Annotated in this window: 14 protein-coding genes; 12 read left to right on the top strand and 2 right to left on the bottom strand. The window is 64.2% G+C overall.

Annotated features, from left to right (window positions below; genetic code table 11):
* The first annotated feature begins 57 nt into the window (after positions 1–57).
* On the top strand, positions 58–1182 hold the full coding sequence (gene dnaJ / locus K3148_RS12235; protein WP_221425042.1) for a molecular chaperone DnaJ: 1125 nt from the start codon (positions 58–60) through the stop codon (positions 1180–1182).
* Here the strand turns inward: dnaJ and K3148_RS12240 are convergent, their stop codons facing one another.
* Positions 1183–3501: a patatin-like protein gene (locus tag K3148_RS12240; protein WP_221425043.1), complete on the bottom strand. Its 2319-nt coding sequence runs from the start codon at positions 3499–3501 to the stop codon at positions 1183–1185.
* A 71-nt stretch (positions 3502–3572) separates the two neighbouring features.
* Between K3148_RS12240 and radA the strand changes: the two genes are divergently transcribed.
* The 10 genes from radA (at position 3573) to K3148_RS12290 (ending at position 15272) form a co-directional block, all read left to right on the top strand.
* Positions 3573–4937, top strand: coding sequence for a DNA repair protein RadA (gene radA, locus K3148_RS12245; protein ID WP_221425044.1), 1365 nt, complete (start codon positions 3573–3575; stop codon positions 4935–4937).
* 34 nt (positions 4938–4971) lie between these two features.
* On the top strand, positions 4972–5526 hold the full coding sequence (locus tag K3148_RS12250) for a CvpA family protein (protein ID WP_221425045.1): 555 nt from the start codon (positions 4972–4974) through the stop codon (positions 5524–5526).
* Between the two features lie 182 nt (positions 5527–5708).
* Entirely contained in the window at positions 5709–5945 is a 237-nt protein-coding gene (locus K3148_RS14000) for a hypothetical protein (protein ID WP_345719534.1), read from the top strand.
* 40 nt (positions 5946–5985) lie between these two features.
* Positions 5986–7647 (top strand): MFS transporter, encoded by a 1662-nt coding sequence (locus K3148_RS12260; protein WP_221425047.1) that lies wholly within the window; start codon positions 5986–5988, stop codon positions 7645–7647.
* A gap of 7 nt (positions 7648–7654) precedes the next feature.
* On the top strand, positions 7655–8692 hold the full coding sequence (alr, locus tag K3148_RS12265; protein WP_221425048.1) for an alanine racemase: 1038 nt from the start codon (positions 7655–7657) through the stop codon (positions 8690–8692).
* A 72-nt stretch (positions 8693–8764) separates the two neighbouring features.
* Positions 8765–9319: a polyhydroxyalkanoate synthesis repressor PhaR gene (gene phaR, locus K3148_RS12270; protein WP_221425049.1), complete on the top strand. Its 555-nt coding sequence runs from the start codon at positions 8765–8767 to the stop codon at positions 9317–9319.
* A gap of 46 nt (positions 9320–9365) precedes the next feature.
* Complete coding sequence (gene proS / locus K3148_RS12275) at positions 9366–10907, top strand: proline--tRNA ligase (RefSeq protein WP_221425050.1); 1542 nt, start codon at positions 9366–9368, stop codon at positions 10905–10907.
* A 37-nt stretch (positions 10908–10944) separates the two neighbouring features.
* Positions 10945–12384: a M20/M25/M40 family metallo-hydrolase gene (locus K3148_RS12280; RefSeq protein WP_247711578.1), complete on the top strand. Its 1440-nt coding sequence runs from the start codon at positions 10945–10947 to the stop codon at positions 12382–12384.
* A gap of 21 nt (positions 12385–12405) precedes the next feature.
* Positions 12406–14703, top strand: coding sequence for a ribonuclease R (gene rnr / locus K3148_RS12285; RefSeq protein WP_425594639.1), 2298 nt, complete (start codon positions 12406–12408; stop codon positions 14701–14703).
* Between the two features lie 53 nt (positions 14704–14756).
* Positions 14757–15272, top strand: a complete 516-nt coding sequence (locus K3148_RS12290) for a peroxiredoxin-like family protein (protein WP_221425052.1) — start codon at positions 14757–14759, stop codon at positions 15270–15272.
* Positions 15273–15276: 4 nt separating this feature from the next.
* Here the strand turns inward: K3148_RS12290 and K3148_RS12295 are convergent, their stop codons facing one another.
* A complete protein-coding gene (locus tag K3148_RS12295; RefSeq protein WP_221425053.1) occupies positions 15277–15726 on the bottom strand; it encodes a universal stress protein in 450 nt (149 codons plus the stop codon).
* A gap of 128 nt (positions 15727–15854) precedes the next feature.
* On the opposite strand from K3148_RS12295, the gene K3148_RS12300 reads away from it, so the two are divergent.
* Positions 15855–17138 carry a pyruvate dehydrogenase complex dihydrolipoamide acetyltransferase gene (locus K3148_RS12300; protein ID WP_221425054.1) on the top strand — a complete coding sequence of 428 codons (1284 nt, stop codon included), beginning with the start codon at positions 15855–15857 and terminating at the stop codon, positions 17136–17138.
* Positions 17139–17150 lie beyond the last annotated feature (12 nt).

Consider the following 17150-nt stretch of genomic DNA (forward strand, 5'->3'; position numbering starts at 1 on the left):
CGCCCCCACCGGTGCAACTGCGCTCCGGTGGGGGTAAGTTTTAGGGCGGGGATTGTAATGTCAGCTACCGAAATCGATTTCTACGAAGTGCTCGGCGTCAGCCGCGATGCCGATGGCGCGGCCATCAAGAGCGCCTATCGCAAGCTCGCGATGAAGCATCACCCGGACAAGAACCCGGGCTGCACCGAGAGCGAAAACACCTTCAAGGCGATCAGTGTCGCCTATGATTGCCTGAAAGACCCGCAGAAGCGGGCGGCCTATGATCGCTATGGCCACGCGGCCTTCCAGAACGGCGGAGGCCCCGGCGGTGCGCATGGCAACGCCGATTTCGGCGATATCGGTGACATCTTCGAGACCATCTTCGGCTCCGCCTTCGGGGGCGGCGGTGGGCGAGCCCGCCCGCGGCGCGGGGCGGACCTGCGCTACGATATGGAAATCGGGCTAGAAGACGCCTTCCACGGCAAGTCGACCGAAATCGAGATCGAAGTCAGCAAGGCCTGCGACACCTGTCACGGATCGGGCGCGCAGCCCGGCACCCATGCGCGCACCTGCAATCTGTGCGGCGGGCAGGGCAATGTCCGCGCGAAACAGGGCTTTTTCGTGGTCGAACGGCCGTGCCCCAACTGCCATGGAGCAGGCGAAGTGATCACCTCGCCCTGTCGCGACTGCCGCGGCGAAGGGCGCGTGGACGTGCCGCAGAAGCTTGAGGTCGACATTCCTCCCGGCGTCGACACCGGCACGCGCATCCGGCTTTCCGGCAAGGGCGAGGCAGGACCGCGCGGCGCGCCTGCGGGCGATCTCTACATCTTCGTCCATGTGAAACCGCACGAGATATTCCAGCGCGAAGGCACCACGCTCGCCACGCGTGTCCCGATCAGTTTCACCAAGGCCGCGCTCGGCGGGTCGATCGAAATCCCCGGCCTCGACGGCGAGGAACTCACTCTCGAAATTCCGGCAGGCATCCAGTCGGGCAAGCAGCTGCGCCAGCGCGGCGCAGGCATGCCGGTCTTGCAGGGGCGCGGACGCGGGGACATGGTGGTCGAGATCGCGGTCGAAACGCCGACCAAGCTCAGCAAGGAACAGCGGACGCTCCTCGAACAGTTCCGCGAGCTGGAAACGGGCGATGAATGCCCGCAGTCCAAGGGCTTTTTCGACAAGATCCGCACCGCTTTCGGCGGCTGATCACTTGCCCAGGCGTTCGAGCACTTCCGATCGGATTTGCCCGATCAGCTCCGCTGAACAGCGATAGGCACGGGCTTCCTCGTCGAGAATGGCGAGGAATGCCCGACGCTTGTAAGAACGCACGCGGTCCGGCTCTGCATCGCCCGGCGTAGTCGAGAAGACGAGATCGATCATCCGCTCGGCCCCGTGCAGGCGGCCCCATAGATAATCGTTCTCGCGATAAGCCCGGCTGAAGAAGGCGCCGAAATTGTAGAATTCGGTCCCGCGCAAGGTGGCTGCCGTGCCGCCTTCTCGGATGCTCTTCGCATCGTCCGGGCTGATCCGGTCGACCTTGACGGGGTCGAACTCGGTAAGCCCCTCGTTGCGCAGCAGCGGCAGGGTCGCGACATCATAGAATGGGAAGCCGAGATAGGCGAACAGCATCCGGCGCTTGAGGTTATCGGGCATGTCCGCAAGCGCCTCGGCCAGCATTTCTTCCGCCCTGTCGTCGATCTCGGGCAGCAGGCGCTTGTGTTCGACATGGTCGAGCAGGGCCGCCGGATTGGCTAGGACATTGCCGGCGATCTTACCAAATTCCTCGCCCAGCGCGCTGACATGCTCCTTTTCGAAATAGAGCGCGAGGATTTCGAAAATCGCGTCACGCCCCTTTTCCAGCGCATCGTCGGGAATCTCGGGGTCCGCCTCCCAGTCGCGGGCGAGCCGTCGGGAAAGCAGGCGCAGGCGACGAATGCGAAAGCCGATGTCGTGCTCACGGAAGAAGGTGATGGCCTCAGGCGTCGCGCCGCCCTTCGGATTGGCCAAAGTCGCGAGACCCCGCCGCTGCAATTCGCCGCGCAGTACCTCCGACACCGGCGTATGGTCGCGCAAGTGCAGGGAAGGGGCGGCCTCCCATGCCAGCTTAGCAAGGCGGGTGACGATACCGCTCAGCTTGGACTGGGCGTAGGAATGGAAGGCGTAGCCCGCCTGTTCGGCCGCCGCCTGCTGGGCCTTCTGTCGCCAGGCCTTGAGGCGCTTCGGCGTCGGACTGTCGAGGAACAGCGTGTATCCGAACAGCTTCTCGACCGTACGCTCGACCTCGGGGCGTAGCGCCGCAACGATCCTTCCCAGCCGTTCGGCTTCGCGGCTTTGTTCTTCCAACTGCTCCAGATTGTCGCGAATGGGCTGCTCGCGCGGGATGGTGGAGAGCGATCCGAAGATGGCCGAGAAGAACCCAACGTCTTGCTTGCCGCGAGCATGCCTCTCGCTGAAGCGATCGGGCTGGGGATCGACGTAGACGAAGCGGCGGTCGACCTCGCGCTGCGCAGGGCGTCCGCTCAGGGCGGCCATGGCGCCTCCAAAGGGTTTGTTCACCAGCACCGAACCGTCGATCAGCGAAACGCTTTCCACCCCGTCGCGCATGACGTGGACCGGCATTATGCGTTCGAGGAAGGCATCGCGCGTGTCCCATTTCCGCTCGCTTTTTTTCGCAAGCCGATCGATTTCGTCGACCTTCAGCGGGGGAAAGGCGCCGGGGAAACTCGCCGTGGCACGCGCGGCGAAGACCAGTTCCAGCGGGTTGGCGAAATCCTCGCCGCCAGTTCGCGGCGTCTTGCGGCGCATGGTGATCGGCAGGCGATGCTCGCTGTCTTCGACCACCGGGGGGCTGTGGAGATGCAGAAGTTCCAGATAGCCGTGGAAGTCGGTCGTGGTGACGAAGAGGTCGAGCGGATGACCCGGCGGCAGCAGCGGCGCCTCGGCCTCGGTCTCGGCCATGGCGGTGAAGGCGCGTTCGAGCAGGCGGGAGAAACCGAGCCCGGAGAAGGGCGGTTCAAACCAGCGCCCGCGGATCAAATGCGAGACCTTGCGCCGCACCTCGTCGCGCGTTTCCGGCGCGACCTCGGTCGAGATTTCATTGCCCGGCCGCGACAGAAGCCAGCTTGCGAGCGGCTGCGCCCACATCTTGCCGCCCGACCACCGCAGTTTCGCATCGGGATCGGTCAGCTCGTCGACATCGGCCACTTCGAGCCACAAATCGGTCAGCGGCTCGAGGCTCTGCCCCGAATAGATGGCCTGCGCGAGGAAGACCGCATTGATGCCGCCCGCGCTCGCACCGCTCATGATGTCGGGCAGGACGCGCAGGCGCAGCTGATCGTCCGCCTCGATCTCGCGCAGCAGGTCTAGATAGACGTCGTGCACGCCGCCGCGCGGATCGTGGCCGACATGCAGATCGCGGCTTGCCCGGGCCAATTGCCACAGCTCGCGCGTGACCCCGTGCATATAGACCGCAAGGCTGACCCCGCCGTAGCAGACAAGCGCGATCCTCAGTTCCTTCTGCCTCATCGCTTTTGCTTGTGCACAGGCGGAGGCGGAAAGGCAATTGCGTTCCATAAATGTTCTGTTAGTGAATTGGCATGGCCAAGCCGAAGAAACGCTATGTTTGCCAAGCCTGTGGGTCGGTGTCGCACCGCTGGCAGGGGCAGTGCGCCGATTGCGCTGAATGGAACACGCTGACCGAAGATGCGCCGGCGACGGTGTTTTCCATGAAGCACGATCTGTCGAGCGGGGGGCGGGCCGTGGAGTTCGTCGATCTCGACAAGCCGGGCGAAATGCCGCTGCGTCAGAAGACGGGGCTGGCCGAGTTTGACCGCGCACTTGGCGGGGGGCTGGTGCCGGGCAGTGCGATCCTGATGGGCGGCGATCCGGGAATCGGCAAATCGACGTTGCTGCTTCAAGCTGCGGCCAAAGTCGCGCGCGAAGGGCACAGTGTGGCCTATGTCAGCGGCGAGGAGGCCTCGGGACAGGTCCGTATGCGGGCCGCGCGCCTAGGGCTGTCCGATGCGCCGGTGAAGCTGGCGGCAGCGACCAGCGTGCGCGATATCCTGACCACGCTCGGCCAGATGGAGACGCCCAAATTCCTCGTAATCGATTCGATCCAGACCATGCATTCGGACACGATCGAGGGCGCGCCCGGCACGGTCAGCCAGGTGCGCGGCTGCGCTTTCGAGCTGATCCGTTACGCCAAGGAAAACGGCGTCGCGTTGGTGCTGGTCGGCCATGTCACCAAGGATGGCAATATCGCGGGGCCGCGCGTGCTCGAACACATGGTCGATGTGGTGATGAGCTTCGAGGGCGAACGCAGCCACCAGTACCGCATCCTGCGCGCGCTCAAGAACCGCTTCGGCGCGGTGGACGAGATCGGCGTCTTTGCCATGGCGGGGGACGGGCTGGAGGAGGTCGAGAACCCTTCGATGCTGTTCCTGTCCGGCCGCGATCAGCCCATGGCGGGCAGCTCGGTCTTCCCCGCGATGGAAGGGACCCGCCCGGTGCTGGTCGAGATCCAGGCGCTGATCGTGCGGTTGCAATCGGGGGCGACCCCGCGCCGGGCGGTGGTGGGCTGGGACAATGGCCGGCTCGCCATGCTGCTCGCGGTGCTGGAGTCCCGCTGCGGCCTCTCGTTCAGTACGGCAGAAGTCTATCTCAACGTGGCGGGCGGCTACCGCCTGTCCGACCCTGCGGCCGATCTCGCCGTGGCGGCCGCCTTGGTCAGCGCGCTGGCCGACAAGCCGCTCCCGCAGCGCAGCGTCTGGCTGGGCGAGGTGAGCCTTGCCGGAGAAGTGCGCCCGGTGGCCCATGGAGGGGTGCGCTTGCGCGAAGCGGCGAAGCTTGGCTTCGACAGCGGCTTCGGTCCGACGGATGCAAAGAACGGCTCGCCCGAACTGCGCTATGCGGAGCTGGGACAACTCTCGAACCTCGTTGACCGCGTGATGAGCAGTTAATAGACCGCCAACCTGTAGGGGTTAATAGGGTCTTATGACGGGTTTCGACTTTCTCGTATTGCTTATCGTGGGCGTCGCCGCCGTTGGCGGCTATATGCGCGGCTTCCTGCAGGAAATCCTGTCGCTCGCATCCTGGCTCTTGGCAGCCTTCGCCATCCGCTTTCTCCATACGCCGCTGACGCTGGCAATGCAGGACTTTATCGGAGCCGGGGTCACGACTTCTGTTCTCGCCTTCACCTTTTTGCTGCTGATTCCCTATGCCGCGATGAAGGTCATCGCGAACAATGTAGGTCAGGCGTCGCGCGGTTCGGTCCTCGGCCCGATCGACCGCGTACTGGGCTTCGGCTTCGGCGCGCTCAAGGGCTTCGTGATTTGCGTCATTGCCTTCTCCGTCCTCGTGCTCGGCTATGATGCGGTGTGGGATTATCGCGGACGGCCCGTCTGGATTACCACGGCGCGCAGCTATGAAGTGGTGGACGCAGGTTCACGCTCGCTGGTCGAAGTGCTGGCGCAGCGCCGCGCGAAGTTGCGCGGCGAAGAAGCGGCCGCAGCGGCCGAAGAGACGCCCGAAGAAGCCCCAGCCCAGTGAGCGGTACGCCTAGGGCCGCGCTTTATTCCCCGGAATTGCTGGCCCTAGCGGTCGAGTTGGCGAATTATCCCTATGATCCGACAGCTCCGTCTCAGGGCGAGGCCCATTCGCGAAGTTGTGGGAGCACAATCCGGCTTTCAGCGTCTGACGACACGTTAGGCTTGCAGGTCACGGCGTGCGCGGTGGGACAGGCTTCCGCTGCTATCTTCGCGCGCCATTTCGCCTCCGCCGACACCGCCAGCATTGCACCTGCGAAGGTCCAGATCGAAGCGTGGCTGACCGGCACAGGTGAGCAGCCCGACTGGCCCGACATCCAAATGCTCGCCCCCGCGCTCCCATATCCCGGCCGCCATGGCGCGATCCTCTTGCCGTGGAGAGCCGCGCTCGACGCGCTTTCCAAGGGTGGGGCGGGGCGCTAAGTCCCTTCGCCACATCGCGAAAGAGAGGGGAGCGAGAACAATGGCAGGGGCAGCAGCCTTGCAGAGGGAACCGACCGAGAAGGAAATCCGCCTGGTCATCGCCGCGTCGAGCGCGGGGACAATCTTCGAATGGTACGATTTCTTCATCTACGGAACCCTTGCCGGCCTGATCGGTGCGGCCTTCTTCCCGAGTGGTAACGAGACGCTGCAAATCCTGCTCGTGTGGGCCGGCTTTGCCGTCGGTTTCGGCTTCCGCCCGCTCGGCGCAATCCTGTTCGGCTATCTCGGCGACAGGCTGGGGCGCAAATACACCTTCCTCGTCACCGTCACCCTCATGGGTATCGCGACCGCTGGCGTCGGCCTGATCCCCAGCGCGGCGAGCATCGGCCTTGCCGCCCCCATCATCGTGATCGGTCTTCGCATCCTGCAAGGCCTTGCACTGGGCGGTGAATACGGCGGCGCGGCGATCTATGTCGCGGAGCACGCTCCTCCCGAAAAGCGTGGCTTCTACACCAGCTTCATCCAGGCCAGCGTTGTGGGCGGCTTCGTCCTCTCGATCATCGTGGTCCTCGCCTGCCGCGCAATCATCCCGGCGGACGACTTCGCCGAATGGGGCTGGCGCATTCCCTTCCTGCTGTCGATCGCGCTGCTCGGTATCTCGCTGTGGATGCGCCTCAAGCTATCGGAAAGCCCGGTGTTCCAGGCCATGAAGGAAGCGGGAGAAACCTCGTCGAACCCGTTCAAGGAAAGCCTGACCTACCCGGGCAATCCCAAGCGCATCTTCGTGGCGCTGTTCGGCATCACCGGTATCCTGACCACGATCTGGTACACCTCCTTCTTCTCTTCGCTCAGCTTCCTGCGCCGCGATATGCGGGTGGATGAAAGCACGGTGGAATGGATCCTGCTGATCGCCGGCTTCATCTCGATGAGTTTCTACATCGTGGTCGGCAAATGGTCCGACCGGGTGGGCCGCAAGAAACCGATCATCATCGGGGCGATAGCCACGCTGGCGCTGCTCTTCCCGATCTTCTGGACGATGGGCAGCCTTGCGAATCCCGGTCTCGCGCAAGCGGCAAAGGACAATCCAGTGGTCGTCACCGGCCAGAATTGCACCACCGATCCCTTCGCCGACCTGTTCGACCGCGAGCAGAGCGGCTGCGGCAAGATCCTCGAAACACTGACCGCGAGCGGGGTCGCCTATACCGTCGAGGAGGGCGAGACGCTCGGCCTGACCGTGGGCGGGGAAGAGGTTGCGCTCGGCGCGAACTGGGCGGGCGATCCGGCCGCGCGCCGCGACGGGTTGCAGGACGCGCTTTCGAGCCGTGGCTTCGACTTCTCCAAACAGAGGCCGCCGCTCGCCAATATTCTCGGCATCGGGGCGCTGCTGCTGGTGTGCGGAATGCTGTCGGCGCTGACTTATGGCTCGGTCGCCGCGCTCCTGACCGAGATGTTCCCTGCCAAGATCCGCTACAGCTCGATGTCGATCCCCTACCACATCGGCGCTGGTTATCTGGGCGGGTTCCTGCCGCTGATCGCCGGGATCATCGTGGCACGCACGGGCGACGTCTATGCAGGTCTCTGGTACACGATGGCGGTGGTGGCCTTCGGGCTCATCGTGGCCTGGTGGGGCCTGCCCGATGGACCGCCGACGGACTTCGAGGAATCGAACGAGCTGCCTCCCGTAGGCCCGGCCACACCGTGATCGCCGCTTGAGCAGCCTTCCGCCCCCGACTCTCAGGCTCGACCTCGATCGCGAGGCGTTGTCTGCCAACTGGCGCGCGCTCGACAAGATGTCGGGATCGGCGAGGGCTGGCGCGGCGGTGAAGGCCGATTGCTACGGCCTCGGCGTGGAGCATTGTGTGCCGGTGCTGCGCGATGCGGGATGCCGGGACTTCTTCGTCGCCCATTGGAGCGAGGTGGCTGCGGTCATCGAGCACGTCGAGGCTGCGCAGGTCGCGGTGCTGCATGGTCCGCTCGATGCGAACGAGGCGGCCTATGCGCGCGAAACCGGTGCGCTGCCGGTCATCGACTCTCTCCGCCAGGCGAAGCTCTGGGAGGAAGGCGGGGGAGGGCCATGCCACCTCATGGTCGACAGCGGCATCAACCGCCTCGGCATCTCGCCACAGGAAATTTCGGACCCCGTTGTGCAGGCGCTCGATGTGCAGGTGCTCCTGAGCCATCTCGCCTGCGCGGACGAAGACAGTGCGATGAATGCGCAGCAGCTCGAGGCTTTTCGCGATGCGATCCAGCGTATCGAGCACCGCGAGGCGAGCCTCGCCAACAGCGCGGGGATCGCGCTCGGCAGCAACTACCATTTCGACCTGACCCGCCCAGGCCTTGCTCTTTATGGCGGTGTGCCGAGGCCGGAACTGGCCGATCACATCCGGCAGGTCGCGTATCCCAAAGCCGCCATCATCCAGACCCGTAAGCTCTCCGCCGGCGACTGTGTCGGCTACAACGCTACCTTCACCGCTCCTTCCGAAATGCGGGTCGGCGTTCTGTCGCTTGGCTATGCCGATGGCATCCTGCGGAGCTGGGGCGGGGCGGCGTTTCGGAGCTGCGAGAAAACGCTTCCGATCCTTGGCAAGGTGTCGATGGACATGATCGTTATCGACCTCTCCAACGCTCCCGAACTGGGTGAGGGCGACTGGGTCGTATTGCCCTACCATCTGCCCGATGCTGCGCAGCAAACCTCTCTAACGCAATACGAATTGCTCACTGTTCTGGGTAACCGCTTCGCCCGCTGAGAGCATGTGTTGCGCTGCACATTGTGCAAGTGCTAAGCGTGGCTGCAACGCACAATGGGGAGATAAAGCGACATGGCCAAGCGGACCGCCGAGGGCGAACCGATCATCATCAAGAAATACGCCAATCGGCGGCTCTACAACACCGATACTTCGAGCTACATCACGCTCGATGATCTGGCCAAGATGGTCCGCGACAATGTCGATTTCCAAGTGGTCGACGCCAAGACCGGTGACGATATTACGCACACGATCCTCACACAGATCATCGTCGAGGAAGAAAGCCAGGGCGGCCAGCAGATGCTCCCGGTCAGCTTCCTGCGCGACCTGATTTCCATGTACGGAAATTCGATGCAGTCGATGATGCCGAGCTATCTCGAAGCGAGCATGGCCAATTTCCGCAAGAACCGCGAACAGCTGCAAGCCGCCTTTGCCAAGGGCATCGAGGCGAACCCGCTGGCCAAGATGGCCGAAGCGAACCTCAAGATGATGCAGAACGCGGCCGAAGCCTTTATCCCAGCGACCCGCCGCAATGTCGACAACGCCAAGAAGGATGCCGACGGCGAACTGGCCGAGATGCGCAAGCAGATGGCCGCGATGCAGAAGAAGCTGGACGAGCTTAGCAAATAATTGCATCGGCGCGCCGCCGACCCTCAAGCAAGATACAGGAATTCCCGTGGCCCAGATCCGCCATGCCCTCACCGCCCGCCGCGCCGACGATTTCGCGGCCTGGTATCAGGAAGTCATCTCCGCGGCCGAAATGGCGGAGGAATCGGGTGTGCGCGGCTGCATGGTCATCCGCCCCTGGGGCTTCGGCATCTGGGAGCGTATGCAGCGCCTGCTCGACGACCGTATCAAGGCGACGGGCCACGAGAACGCCTATTTCCCGATTTTCATCCCGCTCTCCAATTTCGAGCGCGAGGCCGAGCATGTCGAAGGCTTCGCCAAGGAAATGGCGGTTGTCACCCACCACCGGCTGATTGCCGGCAAGGACGGCGGGCTGATCCCCGATCCCGAAGCCAAGCTGGAAGAACCGCTGGTCGTGCGCCCGACTTCGGAGACGATCATCGGCGATGCGATGGCACGCTGGGTGCAAAGTTGGCGCGACTTGCCGCTCAAGCTCAACCAGTGGGCCAATGTCGTGCGCTGGGAAATGCGCACCCGCATGTTCCTGCGCACCAGCGAATTCCTCTGGCAGGAAGGCCACACCGCCCATGCTAACGAGGCGGAGGCGAAGGAACACACGCTGCGTATGCTCGAAGTCTATCGCGCCTTTGCGGACGAAGACCTCGCGCTCGCCGTGGTGACGGGCGAGAAGTCGGAGAACGAGCGCTTCCCCGGCGCGGTCGAAACCTGGTCGATCGAAGCGATGATGCAGGACGGCAAGGCGCTGCAGGCGGGTACCAGCCATTACCTCGGCACGAATTTCGCCAAGGCCAGCGGCATCAAGTATCAGAACAAGGAGGGCGGCGAGAGCCTCGCCCACACCACGAGCTGGGGCGTGTCGACCCGCATGGTGGGCGGCGTCATCATGACACATGGCGACGACGATGGGCTGCGCCTGCCGCCCAAGATTGCGCCTCAGCAGGTCGTGATCCTGCCCATGCTGCGAGACAAGCCTGAAGATGAAGCGCTTATCGAATATTGCGAGGCCCTGCGTGCCACGCTCGCCAGCCAGCTGGTGCTGGGTGAGCCGTTGCGTGTGCTCCTCGACACGCGCCCCGGCAAGGCGGCGCAGAAGCGCTGGGACTATGTTCGCAAGGGCGCGCCGATCATCGTCGAGGTCGGTGGCCGCGACATGGAGAACGGCGTCGTCTCAATGCTCCGCCGTGACCGCCTGTGGGACGAGGAAACCGGCAAGCCCGCCTTCCAGACCCCCTCGCGCGAAGTCGCCGGGCAGACCATTCCCGATGTGCTCGCCGACATCCAGTCCGCGCTGCTGACTGAGGCAAGCGAACGCCGCGATGCGAATATCACGCGCGGCGTGACCGATTTTGCCGAGGTGGAAAAGCACTTCGCTGCCTCGCGCTATTCGGGCTGGGTCGAAGTCCAGTGGTCGAAGCCCACCGGCGCGGCGCTGGAAAAGGTCGTGGAACGCCTAAAGGAGCACAAGCTCACCATCCGAAATGTGCCGATGGACGCGGCACCGGTGGACGGCGTCTGCATCTTCTCCGGGGAACCGGCGACCGAGCGCGTGTTGCTGGCTAAGGCTTACTAGCTTGAACTGACGGCGGTTTTGCCCGACACCGGTCGGCATGAAGAAATTTCTACCGCTGCTCGCTGTCTTCGCAACGCCAGTCCAGGCACAGGACAGCCAAAACCAGGAAGAGGCCGACCGACTATACGACGAGGTCGCGCCCTTGATCGATACCGGGACACGGCTTCCGGGCCCTGCGATTGATGCGGTGGACCCCGCCGTATCCGTGTCCGAGGATCGCCTGCGCGCCGATATCGACACTCTTGTCGGTTTCGGAACCCGGCATACGCTTTCCGAACAGGACAATCCCACGCGCGGCATCGGCGCAGCGGTCGACTGGGGTCTCGCCGAGTTCGGGCGGATTTCCCAAAGCTGCGATGGCTGCCTCGAAATCGTCGCGCCTGAGCGGATCGAAGAGGGCCGCCGCCTGCCGCGCCCCACGCGTATTCGCAACGCCGTCGCCATTCAGCGCGGGAGCGAGAGGCCGAACGAGGTCGTGATCGTTCAGGCGCATATCGACAGCCGCGCGACCGATGCGATGGACTGGGAAAGCGATGCGCCCGGCGCCAACGATGACGGTTCCGGCACCGTGCTGGTTCTCGAAGCGGCGCGCGCGCTGACCCAGCGGCAGTATCCCGTCACCATAGTCTATGCTCTCCTGTCGGGCGAGGAGCAGGGTCTCTACGGTGGCCGGCTCATGGCCGATTACGCCGCGGAGCAGGGTTGGCAGGTGAAGGCCGTCCTCAACAACGACGTCGTCGGCAACAGCTGCGGCAGCGACGGCTATTGCGACCCCGACCATGTGCGCGTCTTTTCGGAAGGTCCGCGCGCCGATCTGACCGATCCCATCCGAGCCGCGCAGCGCCGCGAGGGCGGGGAGAACGACAGCCCGAGCCGCAATCTCTCGCGCTGGCTGGACAATCTCGCCGACGAAACCGAGGGCGGCCTCGATGTGCGTCAAATCTGGCGGGTGGACCGCATGGGGCGCGGCGGCGACCAGATACCTTTCATGGAGAAGGGCTATCCCGCCATCCGCATCGCGGTCGCGGTGGAGGATTACGAACACCAGCACCAGGACCTGCGGGTCGAGGATGGCGTGACCTATGGCGACACGGCGGACGAAATGGATTTCGATTACCTGGCGAAGGTGACCCAGTTCAACATCCGCGCGCTCGACAAATTGGCGCGCACCCCTGCGCCGCCCGCTGCAGCGGCACAAGCCGCCGTGCAGACATTCACCGACGTCTCGTGGAGCGAAGTACCCGGCGCCATCGGCTACACCGTCTGGCATCGCCGCACGGACGAACCCTATTGGCGCGAGGAACCGGTGATCGAAAACGTCGTCGCCACCAACGCGCGGCTCGATGGCGTGCGGGGGGATGACTGGATCTTCGGCGTCAGCGCAACCGGTGCCGACGGCATCCGCAGCCCCGTTTCCAGCGCGGTCCCGGCCGGACAATTCGCGCCGATCCCGATGGAAGAGGATGACAGCGAGTAGGTCCGTCCCCATATGGGCGTCATGAAAAAACAGAACAGGACCGGGCGGCCGCAGGGGCTGCCCAGCAAAGAACAGATAATCGAATTCATCCAGAGCTCCGACAAGCCGGCCGGCAAGCGTGAAATCGCCAAGGCCTTCGGCATCAAGGGGCAGGAAAAGATCGCGCTGAAGAAGCGCCTCAAGGACATGGCCGAAGAAGGCCTGATCGACGGCAAGAAGACAGCCTTCCACAAGATGGGCGGCCTGCCGAAGGTGACCGTGCTCAAGGTCGTCGAGATCGACGATGGCGAGCCTATCGCGATTCCCGAAAGCTGGGACCCCGATGCCCCGAACAAGCCGCCCCGCCTGGTGGTCAAGGAAAGCAAGAAGCTCGCGGCGCTGAAGCGTGGCGACCGGTTCCTCGGCCGTACGGAAGAGCGCGGGAAGGGCTGGATCGCCCACCCGATGAAAAAGCTGCCTGCGCGCACCGAAGGGCTGATGGGCGTCGTCGAGATGGACGGCAGCGGCAAGCCCTGGCTGGCCCCGGTGGACAAGCGCGTGCGCAACTCCTCGCCCATCGGCGACCTCGGCGAAGCGAAGGAAGGCGAGCTGGTGCTGGCCGAACCCATGGGCAAGTCGCCCCGCGCGAAGGTCAAGGTGGTCGAGGTGATCGGCGACCCGCTGGCGCCCAAGAGCTTCAGCCTCATCGCCATCGCCAAGCACGGCATCCCGCACATCTTCCCGCCCGAAGCGCTGGAAGAGGCGCAGACCGTCGCCGATCTCCCGCTCAGCGAAGAGAGGCGCGAAGACCTGCGCGATGTGCCTATCGTCGCCATCGATCCCGCCGATGCGCGCGATCACGACGACGCGATTTGGGCCGAGCCTGACGGGGACGGGGGCTACAAGGCAATCGTCGCGATCGCCGACGTGTCCTTCTACGTCCGCCCCGGCGGCAAGCTCGACCGAGAGGCGCGAAAGCGCGGCAATTCAGTCTATTTCCCCGACCGCGTCGTGCCGATGCTGCCGGAAATCCTCTCCGCCGATGTCTGCTCGCTGGTCGAGAACGAAGACCGTGCGGCTATGGCCTGCCACATCCGCATCTCGCCTGAAGGCAAGGTGACGAAGTGGCGCTTCACCCGCGCCATCGTGCGGCTCGCGGCCAACATCGCCTATGAAGACGCGCAGAAAGCCATCGATGATGGCAGCGCGGACGAGACGCTCAAAAACCTCTGGGGCGCTTGGAAGCTGCTGTTCAAGGCACGCCAGGCGCGCGACCCGCTCGACCTTGAATTGCCCGAGCGGCAGGTGCGCCTCAACGACGAGGGCCAGATCGAGGAAATTGCCGTTCGCGAACGCCTCGATGCGCACCGCGTAGTGGAAGACTTCATGATTGCCGCCAATGTCGCGGCGGCCAAGGCGCTGGAGGAAAAGGCCGCGCCGGTCGTCTACCGCGTTCACGAGACGCCGAGCCGCGAAAAGCTGGTGGCGTTCAAGGAATATCTCGCCAGCCAGGGCAAGAGCTTCGCCATGGGGCAGGTTATCACGCCTGGCCTGTTCAACCGTATGCTCAAGGACATCGTCGATCCGGCGGAAAAGGCGCTGATCATGGAGGCGGTGCTGCGCAGCCAGACGCAGGCCTATTACGGGCCGGCGAATGCGGGGCACTTCGGCCTCGCGCTGGGCAGCTATGCGCATTTCACCTCGCCGATCCGTCGCTATGCCGACCTGCTTGTGCACCGCGCGCTGGTCGACGCTTACAAGCTCGAACAGCCCAAACCCAAGGGTGCCATTCCCGACGCATCCGGCCTCTCCGACCGCGACCGGACAGCGCTGGGCCAGATTACCGACGCCATCAGCCAGACCGAGCGCCGCGCGATGGAGGCCGAGCGCGATACCATCGATCGTTATGTGGCCGCATGGCTTTCGGGCCGCGTGGGCGAGGTCTTCGACACGCGGATCACCGGGGTTCAGGGCTTCGGCTTCTTCGCCACTATCGAAAACCTCGGCGGTGACGGGCTGGTCCCGATTTCCACGCTCGGCCGCGAATACTTCCGCTATGATGAAGGCGCGCGCGAGCTCGTGGGTGAGGATACCGGCAAGACCTACGCCGTTGGCGACCGTTTGAAGCTGAGGCTTGCCGAATCCAACGCGCTCACCGGGGCGCTCAAGTTCGAATTGCCCGAAAGCGAAGGAGGCGCGCCGATCGAGAAACGCGGCGAGCGCCTCCAGCACAAGAAGAAGCCGCTGAAGAAAGGCAAGGGCGCACCCCGCCAAAAGCACGCGCAGGGTCCGCGCGGGCGTCCGGGGAACATCCGCCACCAAGGGCGAAAAAAGAAGTAGGCGGAACGGCCAAGGGGCTGTCCTCATTGGTTGGGCAAAGGAGAACCTATCCCATGCTCATCCCCGGACAGCCCGTCCCCGAACTCGATCTGCCGCTGACCATCGATGCCCGCTTCGAATTATCGAAGCAGGATCCCGAGGCCTTCACCATGCTGGTCTTCTATCGCGGCAAGCATTGCCCGATCTGCAAGAAATACCTCATCGAACTCGGCGGCAAGCTTTCGGGCTTCACCGGCAAGGGCATCAATGTCTTCGCCGTGTCGATGGACAGCCCCGAACGCGCCGCGGTTTCCCATGAGGAATGGGATACGGGAGACGTACCGCTCGCGCATTCGATGAGCGAGGAGAAGGCCCGCGAATGGGGCCTCTACATTTCCGAAAAGCGCGAGGGCAGTGAAGAGCCCGATACTTTCAGCGAACCGGGCCTGTTCCTGGTGAAGCCCGACGGGACGCTGCATTTCGCCGTGGTCCAGAATGCTCCGTTCACGCGCCCCGATCTCGACGACCTGCTGAGCGGCCTGACCTATACGCTGGAAAACGATTACCCGACGCGCGGCACGCTGACCTGACGCGTTAGGCGAGCTCGTCCAGCTCTTCCTTGCCCAGGTTTCCGGGGACAAGGTAGAGCGGGCAGGGCAGGTTCGCGGCGTGGGCGGCGAAGTGGCCGACGAGGGGGTTCTTCCCCTCACGCGCCGTGCCCAGAACCAGCGCGGCGATGGAGCCGTGTTCTTCCAGGTAGTTGCCGATCACTTCGGCAGGCGATCCCGGGCGCACGGCGATGACCGGCATCTTGCCCATTTCGCCGAAGATATTGCCCGCCGCGTTGTTCGCCATGACCTCGGCCCGTTCGCGCGCTTCCTGCTCGATCGTAGCCTGCACGCCGCCGAAGGCGTTGAAGGTCTGCTGCGGCACCAGCGCGAGGATGTGCACCGATCCGCCGGTCTTCATCGCGCGCAGCGAGGCGAAGCGCAGGGCCTGCTTGGCCTCCTCCGTTTCGTCCATCACGACGAGGTATATTCGCATAAGTCCGGCTCCCTCCGAAGGGCACCGACTACAAGCTAATTCGTATTCTGCGCAAGGACCTTGCGGGTCACGGCCAAATTGGCCAGAGACCCCTCAAACAATTCCCAGCGAGGACGTAACGTCAAAACATGCCCACGCCGATCAAGATGCCCGCCCTTTCGCCCACCATGGAAGAGGGCACGCTCGCCAAATGGCTGGTGAAGCCGGGCGACACCGTTTCCGCCGGCGACATCATGGCCGAGATCGAAACCGACAAGGCGACGATGGAATTCGAAGCCGTGGACGAGGGTACGATCGCCTCGATCATGGTCGATGAAGGCACCGAGGGCGTGAAGGTCGGCACGGTCATCGCCATGCTCGCCGAAGAGGGCGAGGATCTGGACGAGGCGGCCAAGGCGGCTCCTTCGGGTGGCGAGGCGAAGGCCGAGGAAGCGCGCGAAGAAAAGGTCGAGCAGGAAGAGAAGCGCACCGAAGCTCCGACTCCCGCTTCGGCTCCAGCAGCTGCGAAGAGCGATGACGGCACGCGCATCAAGGCTTCGCCGCTTGCCCGACGCATTGCCGAGCAGAAGGGCCTCGATCTTTCGACCATCACCGGCTCGGGTCCCAATGGCCGCATCGTGAAGGCCGATGTCGAGGACGCGAAGCCCGGCGCTTCGCCTGCAAAGGAAGCCGCCGCCGCACCCGCGCCGGCTAAACCCGCCACCATGGGCGGCGATCTCGATGCGCCTTACGAAGCGCAAAAGCTCAACAACGTCCGCAAGGTCATCGCACGCCGCCTGACCGAGGCGAAGCAGACCATCCCACACATTTACCTTACCGTGGATGTACGCCTCGACGCGCTGCTCAAGCTGCGCAGCGAACTCAACAAGAGCCTCGAGGCGGATGGCATCAAGCTGTCGGTCAACGACCTCCTGATCAAGGCGCAGGCCCGCGCGCTGCAGCGCGTGCCGCTGTGCAATGTCAGCTTCCAGGGCGACGAGCTTTACCAGTACACCCGTGAGGATATCTCGGTCGCCGTCGCTGCGCCTTCGGGTCTGATCACGCCGATCATCCGCGATGCGGGCCGCAAGGGCCTCGCGCAGATCAGCACCGAGATGAAAGAGCTTGCGGGCAAGGCGCGCGACGGCAAGCTGCAGCCGCATGAATTCCAGGGCGGCACCGCCTCGCTCTCCAACCTCGGCATGTTCGGCACCAAGCAGTTCGACGCGGTGATCAACCCGCCGCAGGCGATGATCCTCGCGGTCGGAGCAGGCGAGCAGCGTCCGCACGTCATCGACGGCGCCCTGGGTGTAGCCACCGTGATGAGCGCCACCGGCAGCTTCGACCACCGCGCCATCGACGGCGCGGACGGCGCGCAGTTCATGCAAGCTTTCCAGCAGCTGGTCGAGAACCCGATGGGGCTGGTGGTCTGATCTTCTCAAGGA

Source organism: Qipengyuania aurantiaca, from assembly GCF_019711375.1.
GTDB classification, from domain to species: domain Bacteria; phylum Pseudomonadota; class Alphaproteobacteria; order Sphingomonadales; family Sphingomonadaceae; genus Qipengyuania; species Qipengyuania aurantiaca.

Coding starts and splice junctions, on each gene's coding strand:
- dnaJ (WP_221425042.1), top strand. CDS start 58: ATGTCAGCTACCGAAATCGATTTCTACGAAGTGCTCGGCGTCAGCCGC.
- K3148_RS12240 (WP_221425043.1), bottom strand. CDS start 3,501: ATGAGGCAGAAGGAACTGAGGATCGCGCTTGTCTGCTACGGCGGGGTC.
- radA (WP_221425044.1), top strand. CDS start 3,573: ATGGCCAAGCCGAAGAAACGCTATGTTTGCCAAGCCTGTGGGTCGGTG.
- K3148_RS12250 (WP_221425045.1), top strand. CDS start 4,972: ATGACGGGTTTCGACTTTCTCGTATTGCTTATCGTGGGCGTCGCCGCC.
- K3148_RS12260 (WP_221425047.1), top strand. CDS start 5,986: ATGGCAGGGGCAGCAGCCTTGCAGAGGGAACCGACCGAGAAGGAAATC.
- phaR (WP_221425049.1), top strand. CDS start 8,765: ATGGCCAAGCGGACCGCCGAGGGCGAACCGATCATCATCAAGAAATAC.
- K3148_RS12280 (WP_247711578.1), top strand. CDS start 10,945: ATGAAGAAATTTCTACCGCTGCTCGCTGTCTTCGCAACGCCAGTCCAG.
- rnr (WP_425594639.1), top strand. CDS start 12,406: ATGAAAAAACAGAACAGGACCGGGCGGCCGCAGGGGCTGCCCAGCAAA.
- K3148_RS12290 (WP_221425052.1), top strand. CDS start 14,757: ATGCTCATCCCCGGACAGCCCGTCCCCGAACTCGATCTGCCGCTGACC.
- K3148_RS12295 (WP_221425053.1), bottom strand. CDS start 15,726: ATGCGAATATACCTCGTCGTGATGGACGAAACGGAGGAGGCCAAGCAG.
- K3148_RS12300 (WP_221425054.1), top strand. CDS start 15,855: ATGCCCACGCCGATCAAGATGCCCGCCCTTTCGCCCACCATGGAAGAG.